Source organism: Streptomyces sp. WMMB303 (assembly GCF_029351045.1).
Classification (GTDB): domain Bacteria; phylum Actinomycetota; class Actinomycetes; order Streptomycetales; family Streptomycetaceae; genus Streptomyces.
Genome location: NZ_JARKIN010000001.1, coordinates 827,488 through 852,138, shown reverse-complemented (window position 1 = coordinate 852,138; position 24,651 = coordinate 827,488). Strand labels below are relative to the sequence as shown.

The window sequence follows — 24,651 nt, the reverse complement described above, 5'->3', positions numbered from 1 at the left end:
GTGTCGACGCCGTTCTATGTGTCACCCCAGCAGGCGATGGCGGACCGCGCCGAGTACGCCCGCAAAGGCATCGCGCGCGGACGCAGCGTGGTCGTTTTGCAGTACGCGGACGGCATCGTCTTCGTCGCCGAGAACCCCTCCCGCGCGCTGCACAAGGTCAGTGAGATCTACGACCGGATCGCCTTCGCCGCGGTCGGCAAGTACAACGAGTTCGAGAACCTGCGGATCGGTGGTGTCCGCTACGCCGACCTGCGCGGCTACACCTACGACCGCCAGGACGTCACAGCGCGCGGGCTGGCCAATGTGTATGCCCAGACCCTGGGCACGATCTTCTCGGCGAACGCGGAGAAGCCCTACGAGGTCGAGCTGATCGTCGCCGAGGTGGGCGCCGCCCCCGAGGACGACCAGATCTACCGGCTGCCGCACGACGGGTCGATCGTCGACGAGCACGGCTCGGTCGCGGTCGGCGGCAACTCGGACCAGATCGGCAGCTACATGGACCAGCGGCACCGGGAGGGAATGTCGCTGGGCGAGGCCCTCAAGCTCGCTGTCGAGGCGCTCAAGCGGGACAGCAACGGCAGCGAGCGGACGCTGACCGCCGAGCAGCTGGAGGTCGCCGTCCTGGATCGCGAGCGCTCCCAGCGGCGCAAGTTCAAGCGTGTCCCGGCGGGGCAGGTGGCCCGTCTCCTGGAGGAGACCCCGGCCCCGGAGGCCACCGGCAAGGCGACGGGCGAGGCCGAGGCCGAGGGCGGCGAGGAGGAGTAGTCCCGGGCCCTGTTCCGCGCCGTGGTCCGCCCGGAAGGGTGACCACGGCGCGGAGCGGGGCCGTGCGGGCGGGGGCGGGCCTAACGCGACCGGGTCCGGGGCGGGCGCGCGACGTCCGGGGCGGGCGCGGGGCCGGTGGATCCGCGTTCCACCAGCCGCACCGGAAGCCGCACGGGTGCCGGCTCCCGCCCCTCCAGAATGTCCAGCAGGGTCCGCATGCCCGCGGCTCCCACCCGTTCGGCGGGCAACCGGACGGTCGTCAGCTCCGGTTCCACGGCGGTCGCCAGGGCCAGGTCGTCGAACCCGGTCACCGAGACGTCGTCCGGCACCCGCAGTCCGAGCCGCCGCGCGGCCTTCAGCGCCCCGGCGGCCAGCAGATCGTCGTCGCACACCAGTGCCGTCGGCGGCCCGTCGACGGCGCTCTCGTCTGCCGGCCCGGACGCGTTCGCGGCGTGCCGACGGGCGCCGCTCGCGTCCGTCGCGCCGCCCGGGTGTGCCGTCAGCGCCCGGGTCGCCGCCTCCAGCCCGCCCGGCACGCAGAGTGGCCCGCGCTCCGTGCGCACCAGGGCGGCGCCGCCCGCGGTCAGCTCCGCGCGCAGCGCCCGCGCCCGTTCCGCGAAGGTCCAGGAGTCCACGTCGGCGGCGATGTGGGCGATCCTGCGGTGGCCGAGTCCGAGCAGGTGGGTCACCACCTGCCGCATGCCGTCGGCGAGGTCGACGTTGACGGTGGCGTCGCAGGTCCGCTCGTCGCTGTCCAGCATCACCACGGGCAGTCCTTCGCCGCGCAGTGCCGCGAGGGCCTCGGGGGCCATGGAGGAGGCGATGACGCCGTCGAGTGCGGTGCGGGCCGAGGCGAAGGGGTCGGGGGCGGCGTCGACCCCCTCGGGGGAGGGGTAGAGGACGATGCCGAAGTCGTGTGCGCCGGCGACTTCGGCCGCCCCGCGGTGCACGGTGGCGAAGAACTCGTTGGTCAACGCCGGTACCACCAGGAGCGCGGTGCGGGTGCGGCCGAGGCGCAGGGTGCGGGCTGCCAGGTTGGGGCGGTAGCCGAGTTCGCGGGCTGCGGCCCGGACGGCCTCGGCGGTTCGGGCGGACACCCTGCCCTCCCACTTACCGCCGAGCACCAGCGAGACCGTGGCCTGTGAGACGCCTGCCGCACCGGCGACGTCGTGCCCGGTGGGCCGGTTCCGGCCGCGGCGCCGGTCCGCGGCGGGCCGCCCTCCGGTGCCGCGCTCGCGGCCGGCTGCCGACTGCTGTCCTGGCACGGAAAACTCCTTCACCGCTGCTGCCTGGGCATGGTACGTATAGCGCGGCAGTTATACGTAAAACTTGAGTGGAGGGGTGGGGGCGGATGGCGACCGGTTACGCCGATTTGCTGCGGGCCAGACACGCGATGCGACTGCTGGCGGGGACGCTGGTGGGCAGGCTCCCGAACGCCACGGGGCCGATCGCCATCGCGCTGTTCGTCCGCGCCGAGGGCGGCAGCATGGCCCTCGCCGGGGCGCTGTCGGCCGGCTACGGGCTCGCCACCGCCTTCGGGCAGCCGCTGCTGGGGCGGCTGGTGGACCTGTTCGGGCAGCCGCGCGTGATGCTGCCCGCCGCGGCGGCGTCCGCCGCAGGCGCCGGCACGCTGGCGCTGGCGGGTATCGGCTCGCTGCCGCTCGCCCTCGGGTGCGTGCTGGTCTTCGGCCTGTTCACCCCGCCGCTGGAAGGCGGGCTGCGGGCGCTGTGGCCCGGCGTGCTGCGGCGCGAGGAGCAGGTGCACACCGCCTACGCGCTGGACGCGGTCGCCCAGGAGGTGATGTTCGCGGTGGGCCCACTGCTGGTGACACTGCTGGTCGCCGGGTGGAGCGAGGCGGCGGCGCTGCTCGTGGTCAACGGCCTGGGGCTGCTGGGCGCCGTCTCGGTGGTCATCTCACCGCCGTCCCGCCGGTGGCGCTCCGCACCGCGCAAGCCGCACTGGCTGGGGGCGCTGCGCTCACCGGGGCTGAAGGTGCTGCTGGCCTCGTTCTTCTTCGTGGGGCTGGCGCTGGGGACATTCGCGCTGGCCGCGGTCTCCTACGCCGACGACCACTCCGACAAGCTGGTCTCCACCTATCTGCTGGCGGCTCAGGGCGCGGGAGCGCTGGTGGGCGGGATCGGCTACGGCGCCCGCGGCTGGCCGGGCAGCCACGAGGGGCGGCTGCGGGTACTGGTCGGACTCTTCGCGCTGGGCAACCTGCCGCTGGCGCTGGTGCCGGGCATTCCGGTGATGGTGGTGCTGGGCGCGCTCTCCGGGCTCTTCCTGGCCCCGTCCCTGGCGTGCGCCTTCGTGGTGGTGGACCGGCACGCTCCGTCGGGGACGGTGACCGAGGCGTTCTCCTGGCTGGTGACGACGTTCGGGGTGGGCGCCGCGGCGGGCACGGCCGCGGTCGGCCCGGTCATCGAGCGGGGCGGCACGGGGACGGGTTTCGCGTTGGCCGGGGCCGGCGGGGTGGCGGCGCTGGCCGTCGTCGTGGCCGCGCGGCGGTTCCTGGCGCCTCCGGAGGGGGTGGCGTCCGCCGGTGCGGTGGCGTCCGGCGGGGCGCCCACCGCCCCCGCGGCGGCGCAGCCGGCCGACGCGGTGCCCGCAGCGGCACCGCTGGGCGCGGACCCGCACAGCCGGGCCCGGACGGGGGAGTCGGGTACCGCGGGCGCGCCCCCGGAGCGCCTGCCAGGTGCGGAAACTGATCGGAACGGCTGCGGCGAACCCGGTTTCAGATCCTTCCCGCAGGCGTAATGTTCAGGCATGGACCGCCGAATCTTCGGGCTGGAGAACGAGTACGGCGTCACGTGTACGTTCCGGGGCCAGCGCCGGCTGTCCCCCGACGAGGTGGCGCGGTACCTCTTCCGCCGTGTTGTGTCATGGGGCCGCAGCAGCAATGTGTTTCTGCGGAACGGCGCGCGCCTCTACCTGGACGTGGGTTCGCACCCGGAGTACGCCACTCCGGAGTGCGACAACGTGACCGAGCTGGTCACGCACGACAAGTCGGGTGAGCGCATTCTCGAGGGCCTCCTCGTCGATGCCGAGCGCCGGCTGCACGAGGAGGGGATCGCGGGCGACGTCTATCTCTTCAAGAACAACACCGACTCGGCCGGCAACTCCTACGGGTGCCACGAGAACTATCTGGTGGCCCGGCACGGAGAGTTCTCCCGGCTCGCGGACGTGCTCATCCCGTTCCTGGTGACGCGGCAGCTGGTGTGCGGCGCGGGCAAGGTGCTGCAGACCCCGCGCGGCGCGGTGTACTGCGTCAGCCAGCGTGCCGAGCACATCTGGGAGGGCGTCAGCTCGGCGACCACCCGCTCGCGACCGATCATCAACACCCGGGACGAGCCGCACGCGGACGCCGAGCGGTACCGCAGGCTGCACGTGATCGTCGGCGACTCCAACATGTCGGAGACCACGATGCTGCTCAAGGTCGGCGCCACCGATCTGGTGCTGCGCATGATCGAAGCGGGCACGGTGATGCGGGACCTGACGCTGGAGAACCCGATCCGGGCGATCCGGGAGGTCAGCCACGACATCACGGGCCAGCGCAAGGTGCGGCTGGCCAGCGGCCGGGAGGCGTCCGCGCTGGAGGTCCAGCAGGAGTACTTCGACAAGGCGCTGGACTTCTGCGACCGGCGCGGTATCCGCACCGGCCGGGTCGAGCAGGTGCTGGAGCTGTGGGGGCGGGCCCTGGAGGCGGTGCGCACCCAGGAGCTGGACAAGATCAACACTGAGATCGACTGGGTGATGAAGTACCAGCTCATCGAGCGGTACCGGAACAAGAACAACATCACCATGTCGCACCCGCGGATCGCGCAGATAGATCTCGCGTACCACGACATCCACCGCCGCCGCGGCCTCTACTACCTGCTGGAGCGGAGCGGCCGGGCCGCCCGGATCTGTGACGACGTCAAGATTTTCGAGGGCAAGTCGGTGCCGCCGCAGACCACCCGCGCCCGGCTGCGTGGCGACTTCATCCGCAGGGCTCAGGAGCAGCGCCGGGACTTCACCGTCGACTGGGTGCATCTCAAGCTGAACGACCAGGCGCAGCGCACGGTGCTGTGCAAGGACCCGTTCAGGTCGGTGGACGAGAGGGTGGAGAAGCTGATCGCGGGCATGTGACGGTTGCCCGGTGCGGCGGCCGGGAGTGTCGCCGAGGGCGGTCCCGTGCGACGGGGCCGCCCTGGCGTGTGTCAGCGTGCGTTGACCACCGGTGTGCGGTGCCGTGTCGTGGGCGGTGGCACCCTCGTTGCTGGGTCGTAGGCTGTCATCTCCGCAGGACCATCCCTATACCCGTGAGTGGGACTCATGTTGTATTTCTCCGGGGGCTCGACCCCCCGAACCCCGCGAGCCTTCCGGACCCCGCGCGGGCGCGCCGCGCGTCGTACCGCCGCTCTCCTGGTCGTTCCGCTGCTGGCCGTCTCGGCGGCGGCCTGCGGGAGTGACGACAGCTCCTCCGACTCCAAGGGCAGCCCGCCGGCGGTGAGCGGGTCCTGGGGGAAGAAGCCCAAGATCGACAAGGGGGAGGGCGACCCGCCCTCCGACCTGAAGACGAAGGTGCTCAAGAGCGGCGACGGGCAGAAGGTGCGCAAGGGCGACGCCGTCAGTGCGCACTACGTGGGCCAGCTGTGGAACGGCGACGAGTTCGACAGCAGTTGGAAGCGGAAGGCGCCCGCCACCTTCCAGATCGGTACCGGCAAGGTCATCAAGGGCTGGGACGAGGCGCTGGTCGGCAAGAAGACCGGCAGTCGTGTCGAGATCGTCGCCCCGCCGGACAAGGCGTACGGCAAGAAGGGGCAGCCGCCGACGATCCCCGGCAACTCCACGCTGGTCTTCGTCGTCGACCTGGAGAAGATCGCGCCCAGCGAGATCGACGGCAAGCCGGTGGACAAGCCGCAGAACCCGCAGCTTCCCGAGGTGAGCACCAAGATCGAGAAGAACAAGGCCCCCTCGATCAAGATGCCCGAGGGCAAGGACGCGGCGCCGGACAAGCTGGTCAGCGAGACCATCGTGCAGGGCAGCGGCAAGGAGGTCGGTGCGGACAGCACGATCCTGACCCACTTCACGGCAAAGGCGTGGAAGGGCGGCAAGCAGCTGGACGACACCTGGGCGCAGAACGGTGCGCCGCAGGAGATCCCCGTCGCCCAGATCCCCGGTTGGAAGGAAGGGCTCAAGGGCGTCAAGGCGGGCAGCCGCGTGGTGATCTCGGTGCCGCAGGACGAGTTCCCCAAGGAGCAGCGCAAGCAGTTCAAGGACGGGGTCGTCTTCTCGGTGGACGTGCTCGACGTGAAGTGACCGGGTCCGTGGCAGACTGGCGCGGTTGTCCCGCAGTTACGTTCGTAGGAGCAATTTCGTGAGCATCGACAAGCCCGAGGTCGACTTCCCCGAGGGTGAGCCGCCCTCCGACCTGGAGATCCAGGACCTGTGGGAGGGCGACGGCCCGGAGGCCAAGGCCGGGGACAACGTCTCCGTGCACTACGTGGGCGTCTCCTTCTCCACCGGTGAGGAGTTCGACGCGAGCTGGAACCGCGGCAAGCCGCTCCAGTTCGAGCTCGGTGCCGGCCAGGTCATCGACGGCTGGGACAAGGGCGTCCAGGGCATGAAGGTCGGCGGTCGCCGCCGGCTGACCATTCCCGCGCACCTCGCCTACGGCGAGCGCGGCGCGGGCGGCGGACGGATCAAGCCGGGCGAAACGCTGATCTTCGTCTGCGACCTCGTGTCGGTCTGACGACGCCCGGCACATCCGACGGGAGCCCCGCCGACCGCGGGGCTCCCGGCTTTTGCCTCGCGCCGCGCCGGCGGTACGGTCGAGGGTCCAGAACAGCATCAGAGAGGGCACGAGGAACCCATGGCGATTGCCAAGGCCGAGCGGCTGATGAATCTGGCGCTGTGCCTGCTGGGGGCCCGCCGCCCACTCACCAAGCGCGAGCTGCGCGCTTCCATCGAGGCCTACGTCGAGGCGTTCGGATCGGGTTCGGCTTCCGGCCCCGGGGAGGGGGCCACCGGGACCGAGGAGTCCTTCAGCCGGATGTTCGAGCGCGACAAGGACGATCTGCGCGAGCTGGGCCTGGTCATCGACACCGTCGACAATCTCGACGGGGAGACCGGCTATGTCGCCCGCCGGGACAGCAACCGGCTGCCGCCCATCATCCTGGACGCCGCCGAGGCCACCGCGCTCGGTCTCGCCGCCCGGGTCTGGCAGCAGGCCCGGCTCGCCGCCGCGGCCAGCGGGGCCCTGCAGAAGCTGCACGCCGCCGGCGGTATGCCGCCCGGCGCCCTGCCCGAGCAGGGCGGGGAGCGGCAGCTCAGCACCCTGGAGCCGCACATTCCCGCGCGGGAGGCCGCGTTCGAGCCACTGATGCTGGCGTGCCGCGACCGCCGTCCCGTCGTCTTCGACTACCGCAAGTCCAACGCCGCCAGGTCCGAGAAGCGCCAGGTCGAGCCCTGGACTCTGGAGTGCTGGCGCGGGCACTGGTATCTGGCCGGCTGGGACCGGGAGCGGCAGGCCGAGCGGGTCTTCCGGCTCTCGCGGATCACCGGCCCGGTCCGCTCCCGGACCGGGGCCTTCACCGCGCCGGTACCCGATCAGGTGACGGTGCGCGAGACCGTCGAGCGCTGGGCGGGGGAGGGCGCCACCAGCACGGCGCGCGTCAGGCTGCGCGCCGGCGCGGGCTATCCGCTGCGCTCCCGCGCCCTGCACACCCGGGAACTCGGCGACGGCTGGGACGAGTTGGAGATCCCGTACGGGCACGGGCTGGACGCCTGGCTGGTGGAGTTCGGACCGGACGTGGTCGTGCTGGAGCCCGCCGAGCTGCGCGCGGACGTGATCGACCGGCTGCGCGCCGTGGCGCAGGGCTGAGGGAGGAGCCGAACATGGCGGTCAACGCCATCGATCAGACCCGCAGGATGCTCTCGCTGGTCACCTACCTCAGGGACCGGCCGGGCGCCCGGGTGGAGGAGGTGGCTCGCGCCTTCGGGATCTCCGACGACGAGCTGATCTCCGACCTGAACGTGCTGCCCATGTGCGGCACCAGCTTCCGCGGCGGGGACCTGCTGGAGATCGACACCGACGGGGAGCGCATCTGGTGGCGCAACTCCGAGGCGCTGGGCAGCGACACGGCGCAGCCCCTCCGGCTCGCCGCCGACGAGGCGACGGCACTGCTGGTCGCGGCTCGTGCCGTGGCCACGCTGCCGGGGCTGCGGGAGAGCGACCGGGAGGCGCTGCAGCGCGCCACCGCCAAGCTGGAGACGGCGGCGGGGGAGAGCGCGGGCGCCAGCTCGCGGCTCTCGGTCACCTTCGAGTCGGAGGGCGGTGTCTTCGCCGACGTGGACCGGGCCATCGCCGAGCGCCGCCGGCTGTGGATCCGGTACTACTCGCCTGCCCGGGACGAGCTGACCGAGCGCGAGGTGGACCCGATCCGGCTGTTCGCCGTCGGCCACACCTATGTCGAGGCGTGGTGCCGGCTCTCCGAGGCGCGGCGCACCTTCCGGCTGGACCGGGTCGCCGAGATCAAGCTGCTGGACGAGCGCTCCGATCCGCCGCCGATAGAGCCACGGGACCTGAGCGCCGGTCTGGTGCAGCCCGCGGCCACCGATCCGGAGGTCGTCGTCGAGGTCGGCCCCGGTGGGCGCTGGGTCGCGGAATACTACCCGCACGACAGCGCCGAGGAGCTGGCCGACGGTGGCCTGCGCATCACGCTGCGCACTCCCGACCCCGCCTCGCTGCGGCGGCTGGCGCTCCGCCTGGGTGCGGACGGCCGGATCACGGCCCCGGAGGAGCTCGCCCGCAGCGCACGGGAGGCGGCGCGAGAGGCGCTGGCGGCCTACCCGGCCGGCGCGTAGTCCGCCCCGGCGCCCGAGGGCACCGGGCTGAGCGGGTGGCTACGGGGCACTAGGCTGAGCGCATGCTCTGGCCGATGTTCTTCCTGGCGCTCGCCTTCTGCGGGATCGCCGTGCTCGGGGTGCTCGCCGTACGGGTGGGGCTGGAGGTGCGGCGCTTCTCGCGAGCGGTCGGCGACAGCTCCGAACGGATCACGCGGGCGGCCGAGAGCCTGGAGCGGGCGGCGGTGCCGCTGGCCGCGCGCACCGGCCGGGAGGCCGGGGCCGGTCGCACCCCCGGCGGTACACAAGGGCAGAACGAGACATAGCCGACGTACGGCCGGTCTCCGGCTCCGGATCCGGGAGCGGTAGGCTGCCAGGTGCCGCGTCGTCGAGCGCCGGAGTACGCAAGCGGGCGGATGCACGGGGATTGCCTGGCGTTCACTCCGCAGGGTTACGATCGATGTCGGCACGTCCGCACGATGCAGCCAGTCCGATTCATCCGGCAGGCACGGAACACGCCGCCCCGGCGAGAAGGTAGTGGCACATGATCGCAGGTTTGAGGCCCATGGAGATCGTTCTGATCCTCCTTGTCATCCTGCTGCTGTTCGGCGCCAAGAAGCTGCCGGACATGGCCCGTTCGCTCGGCAAGTCGGCCCGGATCCTCAAGAGTGAAGCCAAGCAGATGAAGAAGGAAGGCGGCTCCGACGCCGAGGCGGACAAGTCCGGTGAGGCGCAGCAGTCGGCCCCCCGGACGATCCAGGCCGCCCCCGGCGATGTCTCGACGTCGCGTCCGGTGACCGAGCCGGCGGATCAGCCCAAGCAGAGCTGAACCGGGACCGGCCCCGCGCCGGCCGTATCCGCCGCCCACTCCGAGGGCAGGGACCGCGGAGTGGCGGAGCCAGTCGTATCCGACTTCGAGACTGAGGACGAGGGTTGCTCAAGTCCGCCCGCAAGCAGGGTAAACAGGAGAAGGACCCCGAGGGGCGGATGCCTCTCGCGGACCACCTGCGGGAGCTGCGCAACCGCCTGATGAAGTCGGTGCTGGCGATTCTCGTCGTCACCATCGTGGCGATGGTGTATTACAAGCAGATCGCCGACTTCCTGATGCACCCGGTGCGGGAGTCGGTCGGCTGCAGCAAGGGGTTCGGCGAGGCCGCCAAGGAAGGCGAGAACTGCGCCGAGATCGTCATCAGCGGTCTGATCGAACCATTCACGATCATGTTGAAGGTGTCGCTGACCGCCGGCGTCGTGATCGCTTCTCCGATCTGGCTGTATCAGCTGTGGGGCTTCCTCGCCCCCGGCCTGCACAGACACGAGAAGCGGTACGCGCGCGCCTTCGTCGGCGCCGGTGTGCCGCTCTTCCTGGCGGGGGCCTACCTTGCCTACCGGATCCTGCCGAAGGCAGCCAAGACGCTGGTGGACTTCACCCCGGACGGCGCCGGCAACCTCGTCCCGCTGGACAAGTTCCTCGACATCATCACCCGGCTGGTCATCGTCTTCGGCTTCGCCTTCGAGCTGCCATTGCTGCTCGTCCTGCTCAACTTCGGCGGGGTGCTGACCGGCAAGCGGCTGCTGGGCTGGTGGCGGGGGATGGTCGTGGGCATCACCGTCTTCGCGGCGGTCGCCACCCCGACCGGTGACCCGCTGACGATGTGTGCGCTGGCGGCCCCCATCGTGCTGCTCTACTTCAGCGCCGTGGGCATCTGCCTCTTCAACGACCGCCGCCGCGCCCGCCGCGACCCCGACGCCGGGCTCGACGACGAGGAGGCGGCCCCGCTGGACCTGACGCCGGAGGCCGTCGGCGCCGCCGAGGGGCTGCCCGGGCCGCGCCACGACGGCGACGATCGCCGGGACGGCGGCGGGCACGCGCCCGGCGGCTTCGACGACGCCACCTGAGCGGGCCCTGCGCCGAGGCCCGGCCCCGCCCGCACACCCTGGCACGCGGGTGCCCACACCTCGCTGACCACGGGATTCATCGCGGGGGCCGGTAAAGATCGTGAGTCTGTCGGAGTCGGCCGGTAGGCTCGTAGACACGATGACCGAGGATCTGTCCCCCGCGGAGCGGTACGCGGCGGCGCGCGAGCGTGCCGCCGAGCAGGCCACCGCTCTCGCGCCCTTCCGTGACCTGTACGACTTCGCTCTGGATCCCTTCCAGATCGAGGCGTGCCAAGCCCTCGAAGCGGGAAAGGGTGTGCTGGTCGCAGCGCCGACCGGCTCCGGCAAGACCATCGTGGGCGAGTTCGCCGTCCACCTGGCCCTCACCCAGGGCCGCAAGTGCTTCTACACGACTCCCATCAAGGCGCTGTCGAACCAGAAGTTCAACGACCTGGTCAAGCGGTACGGAGCCGCCAAGGTCGGACTGCTGACCGGTGACAACAGCGTCAACTCCGAGGCGCCGATCGTCGTGATGACGACCGAGGTGCTGCGGAACATGCTCTACGCGGGCTCGAAGTCCCTGCTCGGCCTGGGCTATGTGGTCATGGACGAGGTGCACTACCTCTCGGACCGCTTCCGGGGCGCCGTCTGGGAAGAGGTGATCATCCATCTCCCCGAGTCGGTCACCCTGGTCTCGCTCTCGGCCACCGTCTCCAACGCGGAGGAGTTCGGTGACTGGCTGGACACCGTGCGCGGCGACACCCAGGTGATCGTCTCCGAGGAGCGCCCGGTGCCGCTGTGGCAGCACGTGCTGGCCGGCCGCCGGATGTACGACCTGTTCGAGGAGTCCGGCGACAAGCGTGAGGTCAATCCCGACCTGATGCGGATGGCCCGGATGGAGAACAGCCGGGTGGGAGGCGGCCGCGACCGGCGCCGGGGCGGCCGCCCCCAGCGGGAGGCCGACCGCGAGCGGGAGCGCCGGCAGCGGGCCCGGATCTGGACGCCGGGCCGGCCCGAGGTGATCGACCGGCTGGATTCGGAAGGGCTGCTCCCGGCCATCACCTTCATCTTCAGCCGGGCGGGATGCGAGGCCGCCGTCCAGCAGTGTCTCTACTCGGGCCTGCGGCTGAACGACAACGCGGCGCGCGGCCGGGTCCGGGAGATCGTCGAGGAGCGCACCGCCGACATCCCGGACAAGGATCTGCACGTCCTGGGCTACTTCGAGTGGCTGGAGGGCCTGGAGCGGGGCATCGCGGCGCACCATGCGGGCATGCTGCCCACCTTCAAGGAAGTGGTCGAGGAGCTGTTCGTGCGCGGTCTGGTCAAGGCCGTCTTCGCCACCGAGACACTCGCCCTGGGCATCAACATGCCGGCCCGCTCGGTGGTGCTGGAGAAGCTGGTCAAGTGGAACGGCGAGCAGCACGCCGACATCACCCCCGGTGAGTTCACCCAGCTCACCGGGCGTGCGGGGCGGCGCGGCATCGACATCGAGGGGCACGCGGTCGTGCTGTGGCAGCGCGGCATGGACCCCGCCGCACTGGCGGGTCTGGCCGGTGCGCGCACCTATCCGCTGCGCTCGTCGTTCAAGCCGTCGTACAACATGGCCGTCAATCTCGTCGCGCAGTTCGGCAGGCACCGTTCGCGCGAGCTGCTGGAGACGTCCTTCGCGCAGTTCCAGGCCGACCGCTCGGTGGTCGGCATCTCCCGGCAGGTGCAGAAGAACGAGGAGGGCATGGCGGGCTACCGCGCCTCCATGACCTGCCATCTGGGGGACTTCGAGGAGTACGCGCGGCTGCGCCGGGATCTGAAGGACCGCGAGACGGAGCTGGCCAAGCAGGGCGCCAACCAGCGCCGGGCGCAGGCCGCGGCGGCCCTGGAGAAGCTGAGGCCGGGTGACGTCATCCATGTGCCCACCGGGAAGTACGCGGGGCTGGCGCTGGTGCTGGACGCCGGGGTGAGTGGCGGCCGCGGGTCGGGCGCGCGCAGGGGGTACGACGGGAGCACCGGCCAGGAAGGGCCGCGTCCGCTCGTCCTGACGGCGCAGCGGCAGGTCAAACGGCTCGGTCCGATCGACTTCCCGGTGCCCGTCGAGCCGCTGGAGCGGATGCGCATCCCCAAGTCCTTCAACGCGCGCAGCCCGCAGTCCCGCCGGGACCTGGCCTCGGCGCTGCGCAGCAAGGCGGGTCACTACGTCCCCGAGCGGCACCGCAAGCAGCGCTCGGCCGCCGCCGACGATCCGGAGATCGAGCGGCTGCGCACGGCGATCCGCCGGCATCCCTGCCATGGCTGCGACGAGCGCGAGGACCACGCCCGGTGGGCCGAGCGCTACACCCGGCTGCGCCGCGACACCCGCCAGCTGGAGCGCCGCATCGAGGGCCGTACGAACACCATCGCCCGCACCTTCGACCGGGTGTACGCGCTGCTCTCCGAGCTCGGTTACCTCTCCGGCGACCAGGTCACCGACGACGGCCGGGTGCTGGCCCGGCTCTACGGCGAGCTCGACCTGCTCGCGTCGGAGTGCTTGCGCGAGGGCGTGTGGGAGGGGCTGCCTCCTGCCGAGCTGGCCGCCTGCGTCTCCGCGCTGGTGTTCGAGGCTCGCAGCAACGACGACGCGCTGCCTCCCAAGCTCCCCGGCGGCCGGGCCCGTGCCGCGCTGGGGGAGATGGTGCGGATCTGGGGGCGGCTGGACGCGCTCGAGGAGGAGCACCGGATCACCGCCACCGAGGGCGTCGGCCAACGCGAGCCCGACCTCGGATTCGCCTGGGCGGCCTTCCGCTGGGCGGACGGCTACGGACTCGACGACGTCCTGCGGGAGGCCGACATGCCCGCCGGTGACTTCGTGCGCTGGTGCAAGCAGGTCATCGACGTCCTGGGCCAGTTGGCCGCCGCGGCGCCGGAGGGCGGCACGGTGCCCCGGAACGCGCGCAGGGCGATCGAGGGCATGCTGCGCGGTGTGGTGGCGTACACCAGCGTGCGCTGACGGCTGACCGCTCGCCGCGAGCCCGGACCCCGGGACCGGCCGGCTGCGCTGCCCGCGGACACACGGGAGTGCCCTTCCCAGGGGTGCCACGCTTTCGCGGGGTGCCCCGGCGGGGTCCGTGCCTCCGCGGAGCGCCGTCACGGTCCGGCCGCTCCGCCGAACCGCGCCCGGACGAGGCGGTGTTGACGGGCCGCGCCCGGGGGCGGGATGTTCAGGCGTGCGTCAACCGGCGGGCACCGGGCGGCCGCACGGGCCCGGCAGGCTCCGTCCGGTGCGCGTGTCCGCGCGCTTCCCGTACCCGACAGGGGGCCCAGTGCGTACGAGCAGCATCCGATCCCGAGCCGGATCCGCGATCCGCCGCTGGATCTGCGCCATGACCGCCGTGGCCGCCGTCGCGGCGCTCACCTCCACCTCCGCCGCGGCCCAGCCGGAGACCGCGGCGGGGCGGGGCGGTCACCGCGATCCGGCTGGGAACCTGAGGCTGACCCAGCTCCAGGCGATGGCCACGCACAACAGCTATCACCGCGAGACGGCCTCGCTCGCCGAGCAGAACCTGATGTCCCGCTACGACCCCAACTGGCAGAACCTGCTCTACAGCCACTCCTCGCTGCCCGAGCAGTTCGCCCGGCAGCGTGCCCGCGGTATCGAACTCGACGTCTTCCCCGACCCCGAGGGCGGCCTCTACGCCGATCCGCTACTGCGCAAGCGGGCCGGACTGCCGCCGCTGGAGGACCCGGACCTGCACGAGCCCGGCTTCAAGGTGCTGCACTGGGCGGACTTCGACTACCGCTCGACCTGCGCCACCCTGCGCAGCTGCCTGCGCCAGGTCAAGCGGTGGTCCGACAGCCGTCCCGGCCATGTCGCGGTGCCGATCCTGCTGGAGCTGAAGCAGACCGACCCGCGGCTGGAGGAGCAGGGGGGCGCCGAGAGCCCGCCCTGGGACACGGCGATGCTCGACGCGTTGGACGAGGATATCCGGTCCGTCTTCCCCGACGAGGCGACGCTGACGCCGGACGACATCCGGCGCCCCGGGAGCACGCTGGAGCAGTCGGTGCTCCGGCACGGTTGGCCCAAGGTGCGTGACACCCGGGGGCAGGTCATGTTCTTCATGGACAACGACGACCGCGAGATCCAGGACGCCTACCGGGCCGGAGGGCGCGAGAGCCTGCAGGGGCGGGTGCTGTTCACCGACTCCGAGCCGGGCCGGGCCGACGCCGCCTTCATGAAAGTGAACGACCCCACCGGCAGGGGCAAGGCCGTCATCCGCGACCTGGTGCGGCGCGGGTTCTATGTCCGGACCCGCTCGGACGTGCCGCTGGAGCAGGCGCGCAGCGGCAGCACCGGGATGCTGCGCGACGCGCTCTCGTCGGGCGCGCAGATGGTGAGCACCGATTTCCCGGTCCCCGGTCTGGCCGCCCGGTACGGGTCCGACTACGTGGCCGAGCTGCCGGGGCCGCGGGACCGCGCCGTGCGGTGCAATCCCGTGACGGCGCCGCGGCACTGCCCCAGGAGGCCGCTGGAGCCGCGCTGATGGCCTGATGGCCCCCGCCCGCGCGCGGCTCCGCTGTGCGGCGGCGCGGCGGGGGCGTCACGCGCGCGTGGCCGCCCTCAGGCGGCGGGACGCTGTTCCTGTTCGGCCTCGACGCCGGCGTTCCACTCCTTCTTCGACGCCTGCCAGTTGTCCTCGTCGGCGCCGAGCCGCCAGTAGCCGGAGATGGAGAGCTGCTCGCGCGCGACGCCCCGCTCCAGCCGCAGATGGCCGCGGAGTTCCTTCACGAACCCGGCCTCTCCGTGGACGAACGCCTGCACCTGGCCCGGTGGGAACTCCAGGGCGCGGACGGCTGCGACGAGTTGTTCACCCACGGGCGCCGAGCCGCGGTGCAGCCAGTGCACCCGGGCGCCGGGCGGTGCCTCCAGCGGCTGCTCCTCCTGGGCTCCGGCGACCTCGATGAACGCTCTGACCGGGACGCCGGACGGCATCCGGGCGAGGGCGGCGGCGATGGCGGGCAGCGCGCTCTCGTCACCGGCCAGCAGGTGCCAGTCGGCCTCCGGTGCGGGCGCGTAGGCGCCGCCGGGCCCCAGGAAGCGGATCTCGTCGCCGGCGGCGGCGGAGGCGGCCCACGGGCCGGCCAGCCCTTCGTCGCCGTGCACGACGAAGTCGACGGTCATCTCCCGCGCTGCCGGGTCCCAGGCGCGCACGGTGTAGGTGCGCATCGTGGGCCACTGGGAGCGCGGCAGTTCGGCGCGGATCTGCGCGATGTCGAAGGGCTCCGGGTAGTGCACGCCGGGGACCGGGAACAGCAGTTTGATGTAGTGGTCGGTGTACTCACCGGCCGGGAAACCCGCAAGGGACTCGCCGCCGAGTACCACGCGCACCATGTGCGGCGTCAGTCGCTCGGTGCGGATCACGCGCGCGTGGTGGAGTTGCGGCTTCTTGCGGGCTGGACGGGCCGGGCTTGCGGGCACGGAGCCTCCCTGGACACAGAGCAACTTAGGTATACCTAAGCTAACAGATCGGTCTCCGGGGTGGATCAGTCCGCCAGAACCTCCAGCAGCCGCCGCAGCGAGCCGCCCAGCCCCCAGCGCTCGGCCAGTCGGTCCAGCAGCTCGGGGTCGCGCGGGCCGCGCGGCAGGGTGAGGTCGGCGTCCGGGAGGGTGACGTCCCGCGCCACCCGCACCACGGTGGGCGCGACGTCCAGATAGTCGGCGGCCTCCGCGAACTTGGTGCGCTGGGCGGGGGTGAGCCGGGAGACAGGGTCGGCCGCCGCGGCGCGGATGCCCGCCAGGTCGCCGTACCGGGCCAGCAGTTTGGCGGCGGTCTTCTCGCCGACGCCGCGGACTCCGGGCAGTCCGTCGCTGGGGTCGCCGCGCAGCACCGCCAGGTCGGCGTACCCCGTGCCGTCGACCCCGTACTTGGCGCGCAGGGCCGCGTCGTCGTAGGCGTCCAGGCTGCCGACGCCCTTGACGGGGTAGAGCACCCGCACGGCGCGCTCGTCGTCGACGAGCTGGAAGAGGTCGCGGTCACCGGTGACGACGTCGACGGGGCCGGTGGCACGGGTGGCGAGGGTGCCGATCACATCGTCCGCCTCGTACCCCGCGGCGCCGAGCCGGGCCACTCCGATCGCGTCCAGTACCTGCTCGATCACCGGCACCTGCGGGCCCAGGGTGTCGGGGGTCTCCTCCTCGTCCGGCCCGCCCGGGACCTCCTCGGCGACGCGGTGCGCCTTGTACGAGGGGATCAGCTCGACCCGCCACGCGGGGCGCCAGTCGGCGTCCATGCAGGCGGCCAGCGCGGCGGGGCGGTGGTCCTGGACGAGTCTGGCGATGAAGTCGAGCAGACCGCGTACCGCGTTGACGGGGGTTCCGTCCGGCGCGCGGACGGTGTCCGGGACGCCGAAGTACGCGCGGAAGTAGAGCGAGGCGGTGTCCAGGAGCATCAGCCGACGGCCGTGCGCGGTATGTCCTGTCCCGGTGTGCGCTGCGTTCGCTGTGGTGGTCACGAGCCGATGATGCCGTACCGGGCCGACACGTGACGCCGGGTGGTCGCGTGCTGCTCCCGAGTGTCACTCGGGTCGCTTTTCCACCCCTTTGGCCGCCGTGGGGAGCGGGAGGCCCGATTCGGGGTCACGCTCATGGAGCAGGACGAGTCCGACAAAAGTTTCATGCGTGATTCATCTTTCTGGTGTGCGTCGGTTGCAGCGATCTACAGCGCTCCATGGCGAGACGGATGGCAGGCCGGGGTAACTGTTGTCGCAGTCAAGAGGGTGAATGTGTCCAGGCTGAGAGCCGAACACCTGTACAAGGTGTTCGGGAGACGAGCGGATGAGGCCGTGGCCCGGCTGCGCGCCGGCGCGGACCGCGAGGAGCTGCGCGCCGAAGGCACGGTCGCCGCGGTGATCGACGCCTCCTTCGAGGTGGCGGAAGGGCAGGTATTCGTCGTCATGGGCCTCTCCGGCTCGGGCAAGTCGACGCTGCTGCGGATGCTCAACGGCCTGCTGGTCCCCACCTCGGGACGGGTCCTGTTCGACGGCGAGGACCTGACGGCGCTCGGCCCGCGCGAACTGCGCGGGCTGCGCTCCCACCGGATCAGCATGGTCTTCCAGCACTTCGCGCTCTTCCCGCACCGCAGCGTGCTGGAGAACGCCGCCTACGGTCTGCGGGTACAGGGCGTCCCGGGCGAGGAACTCGAACAGCGCGCCACAGAGGCCCTGCGGCTGGCCGGGCTCCAGGGGTGGGAGCACTCCTGGCCCGACGAGCTGTCCGGCGGCATGCAGCAGCGCGTCGGGCTCGCCCGCGCACTGGCCACCGACGCCGACCTGCTGCTCATGGACGAGTCCTTCAGCGCGCTGGACCCGCTGATCCGCCGCGACATGCAGGATCAGCTGCTGCAGCTGCAGCAGTCGCTGCACAAGACCATCGTCTTCATCACCCACGATCTGAACGAGGCCATGCGCGTCGGCGACCGCATCGCGATGATGCGCGACGGCCGGATCGTGCAGATCGGCACCGCGGAGGACATCCTGCTGCGGCCCGCCACCGAGTACGTCGCCTCCTTCACCCAGGACGTGGACCGCTCCCGGGTGCTGACCGCGGGCGCGATCATGCGGGAGGCGGACGGGGGCGCGGCGGTCCCGCCCGACGGCAGCCCCCCGAGCGCCGTCGTCCCGACCGTCACGGTCGAGACGCCGCTGGCCGAACTGTTCACCCCGTTCTCCACCAGCGAGCACCCGCTGACCGTCACGGACGGGTCCGGCACCCCCGTGGGTGTCGTCGACCGCGAGCGGCTGCTCGCCGCACTGGCCGAGGAGCCGCGGGTGGAGCCGGCCCACGCCGAGGAGGACGGGAACGGGGTGAGCGCGGATGCCTGAATTCCATCCCGGCAACTGGGCCGAGAGCGCGGTCGACTGGCTGCAGACCCATCTGAGCTGGCTGTTCGACGTCATCAACACGGTGCTGACCGGCCTCTACGACGGCATCAACATGATCCTCAGCAGCGTCGAGCCGCTGCTGCTGGCCGGGATCTTCGCCGTCATCGCCTTCTGGCTGCGCGGACTCCTCGCGGGCGTCGTGGCCTTCGCCGGTTTCGTGCTGATCGACTCCTTCGGGCTGTGGGACGACGCGATGTCCACGCTGTCGCTCGTCCTGGCCGCCGCGGTCATCACCATCTTCTTCGCGGTACCGATCGGCATCCTGGCAGCGCGCAAGAAGGCGGTCAGTGCCGCGGTGCGCCCGGTGCTCGACGTGATGCAGACGATGCCCGCATTCGTCTACCTCATCCCCGGCGTGATCTTCTTCTCCGTCGGCACCACCCCCGGCCTGCTGGCGACGATCATCTTCGCGATGCCGCCGGGCGTCCGGATGACCGAGCTGGGCATCCGGCAGGTCGACAGCGAGCTGGTGGAGGCCGCCGACGCGTTCGGCACCGGTCCCCGGCAGACCCTCACCCGGGTGCAGTTCCCGCTCGCACTGCCCACCGTCATGGCCGGGATCAACCAGGTCATCATGCTGGCCCTGTCGATGGTCGTCATCGCCGGTATGGCCGGAGCGCCGGGCCTCGGCGAGCGCGTCTACGCCGCCGTCACCCAGGTCCAGATCGGCCTCGGCGTCGAGGCCGGTATCGCTGTCGTCATCCTCGCCATCTACCTGGACCGGATGACCGGCGCCCTCAACATGCGTGTCTCCCCGCTCGGCCGCCGTGCCGCGGCCCGGACCACCGCCATGATGGGCCGGATGCGGTTCGTCCGCTACCGGCCCAGCACGCTTGCCGCGCTCGCGGGCGTCCTGGCACTGGCCTTGGCGGCGGGCGGGCTGAGCCTGGCCGAGTCCGGCTCCTCCGCGCCGGCCGCCGGTGGCACCGACGTGGGCAAGGGCAAGCAGCTGAAGATGGGGTACATCCCGTGGGACGAGGCCATCGCCACCTCCTACCTGTGGAAGGAGGCGCTGGAGAAGCGCGGCTACCGGCCTCAGCTCAAACAGCTCGACCCGGGTCCGCTCTACACCTCCCTCGCACAGGGCGAGACCGATTTCCAGACGGACGCCTGGCTGCCCACCACGCACCAGCAGTACTGGGACAAGTACGGCTCCGAGCTGGAGAAGCTGGGCGCGTGGTACGGCCCCACCTCGCTGGAGCTGGCCGTACCGTCCTACGTCAAGGGTGTGCGGTCCCTGGAGGACCTCAAGGGCAAGAGCGGCACGTTCGACGGGAAGATCATCGGGATCGAGGCCAGTGCGGGCGAGATGAAGATCCTCAAGGACAAGGTCCTCAAGGCATACGGCCTGGAGGGCGAGTACAAGGTGGTCTCCTCCAGCACCTCCTCCATGCTGGCGGAGCTGAAGCGCTCCATCCAGCAGAAGCAGCCGGTCGTCGTCACGCTCTGGTCCCCGCACTGGGCGTATGACAAGTACGACCTGACCAAGCTCAAGGATCCCAAGGGCGCCTTCGGCAAGGGGGAGAAGCTCTACAACGTCGCCCGCAAGGGCTTCGCCCGGGACGAACCGGTCGTGGCCCGCTGGCTGAAGAACTTCCACCTGACGGAGCAGCAGCTCACCTCGCTGGAGACGGCGATCCAGGACGCCCCCAAGGGCCAGGAGCAGCAGGCCGTCGCCGAGTGGCTGGACGCCCGTCCCGGATTCCTGGACAAGATGGTGCCGGTGCCCGGCGGTGAGAAGAAGCGGGGCAAGGACGCGGGCAAGTCGGTCAGCATGGCCTACTTCCCCTGGGACGAGGCGGTCGCGACCACCTACCTGTGGGACAACATCCTGGAGGACCGCGGCTACAAGCCGAAGGTCGAGCAGCTCGACCCCGGTCCGCTGTTCACCGCCATGGCGCAGGGCCAGGTCGACTTCCAGACGGACGCCTGGCTGCCCACGACCCACGAGCAGTACTGGCGCAAGTACCGGGACAGGCTCACCGACGTCGGCTCCTGGTACGGCCCCACCTCGCTGGAGCTGTCCGTGCCCTCCTACGTCGAGGGCGTCGACTCGCTGGCCGACCTCAAGGGCCGCGGCAAGGAGTTCGGTGGGAAGATCATCGGGATCGAGGCCAGTGCGGGCGAGATGAAGATCCTCAAGGACAAGGTCCTCAAGGCGTACGGGCTGGAGGGCGAGTACAAGGTGGTCTCCTCCAGCACCTCCTCCATGCTCTCGGCCGTGGACCGCGCTGTGGCGCGGAAGAAGCCGGTGCTGGCCACCACCTGGACTCCGCACTGGGTCTACAGCACGTACCCGATGAAGAAGCTCAAGGACCCCAAGGGCGCCTGGGGCAAGGGCGACCACATCCACGTCACCGCGCGGAAGGGGTTCAAGGAGGACTTCCCCGAGCTGTACGGCTGGCTGAAGGACTTCACGATGTCCGAGCAGGACCTCGGCTCCCTGGAGGCCGCCATCCAGAAGGGCGGCGACGGCAAGGAGAAGGAGTCCGCCCGCAGCTGGCTGGACGCCCACCCGGGGCTGGAGGACGAGCTGGCGCCCGTCCGCTGAGCGGCCGCCCGTCCCGACCGGCACCGCTGGGTGTCGGCCGGCCCGGCGTGCGGGTGCGAGGGCCGGCGGCGGGAAGCTGCCGTCCGCAGGAGAAGCGGGCGGGCCCGGAGGGGTGGGGCCGGCCGGAGCGGCGGCATAGGGTGCTGCACATGCCGTGCAGGTCCGTTGTCTCGCTCGTGCCCTCCCTCACCGAGGCGGTGGCGGCCACCGCTCCCGAACTCCTGGTCGGGGCCACCGACTGGTGCTCGCACCCCGGGGACCTGGCGGTCACCCGGGTGCGCGGCACCAAGAACCCGGACGTCCCGGCCATCGCGGGGCTGGCTCCGGACCTGGTGCTCGCCAACGAGGAGGAGAACCGCCCCGCGGATCTGCGGGCCCTGCGGGAGGCCGGGCTGCGGGTCCTGGTGACCGAAGTGCGGACGCTGGAGCAGGGCTTCGCGGAACTGGACCGGGTACTCACCCGGGGCTGCGGGCTCTCCCGTCCGGCCTGGCTCGACGAGGCCGAGGAGGCCTGGGCCCGGGCGCGGGCCGAGTTCGACGTCCGGGCGGTCGTACCGGTGTGGCGCAAACCGTGGATGGTGCTGGGCCGGGACACCTTCGCCGGTGATCTGCTGGCCCACCTCGGGGTGCGCAATCGCTACGCGGGGCACGAGGAGCGCTATCCGCGGGTGCCGCTCGCGGAACTGTCCGAGCCGGGGCGGGCCGAGGTGGTCGTCCTGCCGGACGAGCCCTACCGGTTCACCCTCGAGGACGGGCCCGAGGCCTTTCCGGGGACGCCGGCCGCGCTGTGCAGCGGCCGCCACCTCACCTGGTACGGGCCGTCGCTGGTGCGGGCGCCGCAGGTGCTCGGTGCGGCGCTGCGAGCAGCGCTCCGCTGAGGAGTCCGCGCACCGTCCCGGTGGCGGCGGCCGCCCAGGCGGCCACCAGCAGCGTGTAGAGGCCCACCGCCAGCCAGCCGAACGCGGCCGCTCCGGTGTGCCGCCACACCGCCGCGGCCCCCGTGACACAGGTGCCGACCGGGAAGGTGAACGCCCACCAGGTCAGTGAGAAGGCCATGCCCCGGCGTGCGGCGCGCACCACCAGCGCCGACGACAGCGCGAGCCACAGCAGAGCGAAGCCGAGCACCGGTACGCCGTAGAGCACCGACAGCGCCCCGAACGTGCCCGGCTGCGCGTCCGCGAGGTTGCCGAGCGCGGTCGTCGACTGCCCCAGCGGCCCGAGCACCAGGAACAGCGAGGGCGTCAGTGCCGCCGGCAGCGGGCCGTGGTGCAGCAGCCGGGAGAGGATCAGCGGCAGGAGCAGCAGCGTCGCCAGCAGGCTCGTTCCGAAGAGCGCGAAGGAGCCCAGCAGCAGCGTCTGCCGCGCCGGGCCCGCGGGCAGGTGTGCGGCCAGCGGCGGGCCGAGCGCGGCGGAGACCATCGGGGCCACCACCGGCAGCAGCCAGGCCGGGGCGGCGCTGCCCTGCTCCACCCGGTGCCGGGTGATCATCAGATAGGGCACGGTCACCGCGGTGGCCAGCCCGACCGCCGTCCCGGACGTCCACAGTGCCGCGTCGAGACCGGCGGCCCCCGGTACGTCCAGTGCCAGGGCGCTGCCGCCGACCGCCAGCAGGGCCATCGCCAGGCAGCCGTAGAACGGGGCGATCGCGGGGTCGAGCAGGTGGGCGCGGGCCCGGTCGCGGTGGCGCAGCCAGTGCGCTCCGCGGGCCGCCAGCAGTACCGCCAGCGCTGCCGCGGCCAGCGCCCAGACACCGTCCAGCAGGGCGCGTGGCGGATGCAGCGGCAGCACTGTTCCGGCGGTGGCCACGATGGCGGTCCCCATCACTGCCGCGTACCAGTTCGGGCCCAGGGCGCGCAGCCGCGGTCCGGGCGGGTGCTCGGCCGCTGCCGGCGGTGCGGAGCCGGGGGAGTCGGTCTCGGCGGTGGCGTGCGCGGATGCGGTCATGCGGCCACGCTCCTCCGGAGCGGGGGCGGGCAGAAGGGGCTGCGCCCCTATGGGGGCATAAGCTGTGCCTATGAGTGAGCGGGAGGGTGCGTCCGGCGGTCTGGCCGGCCGGGTCCCGGATCTGGGCGCGCTGGAGCTGCTGCTGGCCGTCGCCCGGCTGGGCAGCGTGGGCCGCGCGGCGCGCGAGACGGGGGTCAGCCAGCCGGCCGCCAGCGCCCGGCTGCGCTCCATGGAGCGGATGCTCGGCGTCACCCTGCTGGAGCGCTCGCCCCGGGGCTCGCGGCTGACGGCGGCCGGCGTGCTGGTCACCGACTGGGCGCGGCGCATCGTGGAGTCCGCCGAGTCCTTCGACGCGGGCGTCGGCGCCCTGCGCGACCGGCGCGACTCCCGACTCACCGTCGCAGCTTCCATGACGATCGCCGAGTATCTGCTGCCCGGTTGGCTGATCGCGCTGCGCGCCCAGCGGCCGGACACCGCGGTGCGGCTGCGCGCCGGCAACAGCGCGGCCGTGGCCCGCACCGTCCTGGACGCGGAGGCGGACCTGGGCTTCGTGGAGGGACTGGGGGTGCCGCCGGGCCTGGACGGCACCGTCATCGGGCACGACCGCCTGCTGGTCGTCGCGGCCCCCGGACATCCCTGGACCCGGCGCCGCAAGCCGGTCCCGCTCCGCGAACTGGCCGCCACCGGACTGGTGCTGCGTGAGCCCGGCTCCGGTACCCGGCAGGTCCTGGACGCCGCGCTGGCCGCACACGGCGGGCTGGGCCCGCCGCTGCTGGAGCTGGCCTCCACCACGGCCGTCAAGGCCGCCGCCGTCAGCGGCGCGGGCCCGGCGGTGCTCAGCGAGCTGGCGGTGCGGGAGGAGCTGGCCGCGCGGCGGCTGAGCGAGGTCGTGGTGGAGGGGCCCGGGCTGAGCCGGGCGCTGCGGGCGGTCTGGCCGCGCGGCGCCCGACCGGCCGGGCCGGCTCGTCAGCTGCTGGCCCTCACCGGCTGAGGCCGCCCGCGGCCGCCGCGACGAGCGCCGCCATCAGCCGGAGGTCGTCACCGGCCTCCGGATGCCACTGGACGCCGAGTACGAAGTGGTCGGCGTCCAGGAGTTCGAGGGCCTCGACGGTGCCGTCGTGCAGGGCGTGCGCGGTGCCCACCAGACCTTCGCCGAGAGTGTCCACCGCCTGGTGATGGTAGGTCGGCACGGCGACGGCCGCCTCCTCCTCCAGCACCTTGGCGAGCAGCGTGCCGGGGACCGGCGCGATCTCATGGGGGGTGAAGACCCCGGGCGCGCCGCGGTGCGCCGCCGTGGTCGGCAGGTGCTGGACGAGGGTGCCGCCCCGGGCCACGTTGAGGATCTGCATGCCCCGGCAGATCGCCAGCAGCGGCACGCGCCGGGCCAGTGCCCCCCGGGTGAGGGCGAGTTCCCAGGCGTCGCGCTCGGGATACCCGGGGCCGGTGTGCGGTTCGCGGGCGGCGCCGTAGCGGGCCGGGTCGACATCCGGACCGCCCGCGGTGACCAGTCCGTCCAGCCGGGAGAGTGTGCCGGCCGCCGCGTCCGGGTCCGCGTCGGGCGGGAGCAGTACGGCACGGGCTCCGGCGCGTTGCGCCATCCGGTGGTAGGAGGCGGGCAGCAGCGCGGCGGGCAGCCGCCAGTCGCCCCAGCGTGCGGCCGGCTCCAGATAGGTCGTGATGCCGATGAGGGGTGGTGCCACGGGGTCTCTCCTGTCACTGCGTTCTTCGGCCGGGCGGCGTGTTCCGGGCCTCCGGATACCGGATGCCCGTACGAGGGCGG

General features: G+C 72.2%; 21 protein-coding genes. 16 read left to right on the top strand and 5 right to left on the bottom strand.

The window, feature by feature from the left end; all coding sequences use genetic code 11:
- Positions 1-765 carry a proteasome subunit alpha gene (gene prcA / locus P2424_RS03955; protein WP_276474402.1) on the top strand — a complete coding sequence of 255 codons (765 nt, stop codon included), beginning with the start codon at positions 1-3 and terminating at the stop codon, positions 763-765.
- Positions 766-845: 80 nt separating this feature from the next.
- Here prcA and P2424_RS03950 read toward each other — a convergent pair whose 3' ends face one another.
- On the bottom strand, positions 846-2,030 hold the full coding sequence (locus P2424_RS03950; protein WP_276474401.1) for a LacI family DNA-binding transcriptional regulator: 1,185 nt from the start codon (positions 2,028-2,030) through the stop codon (positions 846-848).
- Between the two features lie 86 nt (positions 2,031-2,116).
- On the opposite strand from P2424_RS03950, the gene P2424_RS03945 reads away from it, so the two are divergent.
- From P2424_RS03945 to P2424_RS03895, 11 genes are all read left to right on the top strand, one after another.
- Positions 2,117-3,523, top strand: coding sequence for an MFS transporter (locus P2424_RS03945; RefSeq protein WP_276474400.1), 1,407 nt, complete (start codon positions 2,117-2,119; stop codon positions 3,521-3,523).
- A 9-nt stretch (positions 3,524-3,532) separates the two neighbouring features.
- On the top strand, positions 3,533-4,894 hold the full coding sequence (gene pafA, locus P2424_RS03940) for a Pup--protein ligase (protein ID WP_019356392.1): 1,362 nt from the start codon (positions 3,533-3,535) through the stop codon (positions 4,892-4,894).
- A gap of 186 nt (positions 4,895-5,080) precedes the next feature.
- On the top strand, positions 5,081-6,067 hold the full coding sequence (locus tag P2424_RS03935) for an FKBP-type peptidyl-prolyl cis-trans isomerase (RefSeq protein WP_276474399.1): 987 nt from the start codon (positions 5,081-5,083) through the stop codon (positions 6,065-6,067).
- 58 nt (positions 6,068-6,125) lie between these two features.
- Positions 6,126-6,500 carry an FKBP-type peptidyl-prolyl cis-trans isomerase gene (locus tag P2424_RS03930; protein ID WP_276474398.1) on the top strand — a complete coding sequence of 125 codons (375 nt, stop codon included), beginning with the start codon at positions 6,126-6,128 and terminating at the stop codon, positions 6,498-6,500.
- Between the two features lie 120 nt (positions 6,501-6,620).
- Positions 6,621-7,631 (top strand): WYL domain-containing protein, encoded by a 1,011-nt coding sequence (locus P2424_RS03925; RefSeq protein WP_276474397.1) that lies wholly within the window; start codon positions 6,621-6,623, stop codon positions 7,629-7,631.
- A gap of 14 nt (positions 7,632-7,645) precedes the next feature.
- Complete coding sequence (locus P2424_RS03920) at positions 7,646-8,614, top strand: WYL domain-containing protein (RefSeq protein WP_276474396.1); 969 nt, start codon at positions 7,646-7,648, stop codon at positions 8,612-8,614.
- A 62-nt stretch (positions 8,615-8,676) separates the two neighbouring features.
- A complete protein-coding gene (locus tag P2424_RS03915) occupies positions 8,677-8,919 on the top strand; it encodes a hypothetical protein (protein ID WP_276474395.1) in 243 nt (80 codons plus the stop codon).
- A 218-nt stretch (positions 8,920-9,137) separates the two neighbouring features.
- Entirely contained in the window at positions 9,138-9,422 is a 285-nt protein-coding gene (tatA, locus tag P2424_RS03910; protein ID WP_075000430.1) for a Sec-independent protein translocase subunit TatA, read from the top strand.
- Between the two features lie 104 nt (positions 9,423-9,526).
- Positions 9,527-10,489: a twin-arginine translocase subunit TatC gene (gene tatC / locus P2424_RS03905; protein WP_276474394.1), complete on the top strand. Its 963-nt coding sequence runs from the start codon at positions 9,527-9,529 to the stop codon at positions 10,487-10,489.
- Positions 10,490-10,628: 139 nt separating this feature from the next.
- Positions 10,629-13,448, top strand: a complete 2,820-nt coding sequence (locus tag P2424_RS03900) for a DEAD/DEAH box helicase (RefSeq protein ID WP_276474393.1) — start codon at positions 10,629-10,631, stop codon at positions 13,446-13,448.
- 373 nt (positions 13,449-13,821) lie between these two features.
- A complete protein-coding gene (locus P2424_RS03895; protein ID WP_276474392.1) occupies positions 13,822-14,979 on the top strand; it encodes a phosphatidylinositol-specific phospholipase C1-like protein in 1,158 nt (385 codons plus the stop codon).
- Positions 14,980-15,056: 77 nt separating this feature from the next.
- Here the strand turns inward: P2424_RS03895 and P2424_RS03890 are convergent, their stop codons facing one another.
- Both P2424_RS03890 and P2424_RS03885 read right to left on the bottom strand, forming a co-directional pair.
- A complete protein-coding gene (locus tag P2424_RS03890; protein ID WP_276474391.1) occupies positions 15,057-15,914 on the bottom strand; it encodes a siderophore-interacting protein in 858 nt (285 codons plus the stop codon).
- A gap of 65 nt (positions 15,915-15,979) precedes the next feature.
- Complete coding sequence (locus tag P2424_RS03885; protein WP_276478812.1) at positions 15,980-16,885, bottom strand: 5'-3' exonuclease; 906 nt, start codon at positions 16,883-16,885, stop codon at positions 15,980-15,982.
- 333 nt (positions 16,886-17,218) lie between these two features.
- Here P2424_RS03885 and P2424_RS03880 point away from each other — a divergent pair, with 333 nt between their 5' ends.
- From P2424_RS03880 to P2424_RS03870, 3 genes are all read left to right on the top strand, one after another.
- On the top strand, positions 17,219-18,316 hold the full coding sequence (locus P2424_RS03880; protein ID WP_276474390.1) for a betaine/proline/choline family ABC transporter ATP-binding protein: 1,098 nt from the start codon (positions 17,219-17,221) through the stop codon (positions 18,314-18,316).
- Positions 18,309-20,927 carry an ABC transporter permease/substrate binding protein gene (locus P2424_RS03875; protein WP_276474389.1) on the top strand — a complete coding sequence of 873 codons (2,619 nt, stop codon included), beginning with the start codon at positions 18,309-18,311 and terminating at the stop codon, positions 20,925-20,927. The genes P2424_RS03880 and P2424_RS03875 overlap by 8 nt, the downstream gene beginning before the upstream one ends.
- A 149-nt stretch (positions 20,928-21,076) precedes the next feature.
- On the top strand, positions 21,077-21,805 hold the full coding sequence (locus tag P2424_RS03870) for a helical backbone metal receptor (RefSeq protein WP_276474388.1): 729 nt from the start codon (positions 21,077-21,079) through the stop codon (positions 21,803-21,805).
- On the opposite strand, the gene P2424_RS03865 is transcribed toward P2424_RS03870, so the two are convergent.
- Complete coding sequence (locus P2424_RS03865) at positions 21,732-22,871, bottom strand: C4-dicarboxylate ABC transporter (protein ID WP_276474387.1); 1,140 nt, start codon at positions 22,869-22,871, stop codon at positions 21,732-21,734. The genes P2424_RS03870 and P2424_RS03865 overlap by 74 nt on opposite strands.
- A 70-nt stretch (positions 22,872-22,941) precedes the next feature.
- Here P2424_RS03865 and P2424_RS03860 point away from each other — a divergent pair, with 70 nt between their 5' ends.
- On the top strand, positions 22,942-23,862 hold the full coding sequence (locus P2424_RS03860; RefSeq protein WP_276474386.1) for a LysR family transcriptional regulator: 921 nt from the start codon (positions 22,942-22,944) through the stop codon (positions 23,860-23,862).
- On the opposite strand, the gene P2424_RS03855 is transcribed toward P2424_RS03860, so the two are convergent.
- Positions 23,852-24,571 (bottom strand): gamma-glutamyl-gamma-aminobutyrate hydrolase family protein, encoded by a 720-nt coding sequence (locus P2424_RS03855; RefSeq protein WP_276474385.1) that lies wholly within the window; start codon positions 24,569-24,571, stop codon positions 23,852-23,854. The genes P2424_RS03860 and P2424_RS03855 overlap by 11 nt on opposite strands.
- Positions 24,572-24,651: the final 80 nt, after the last annotated feature.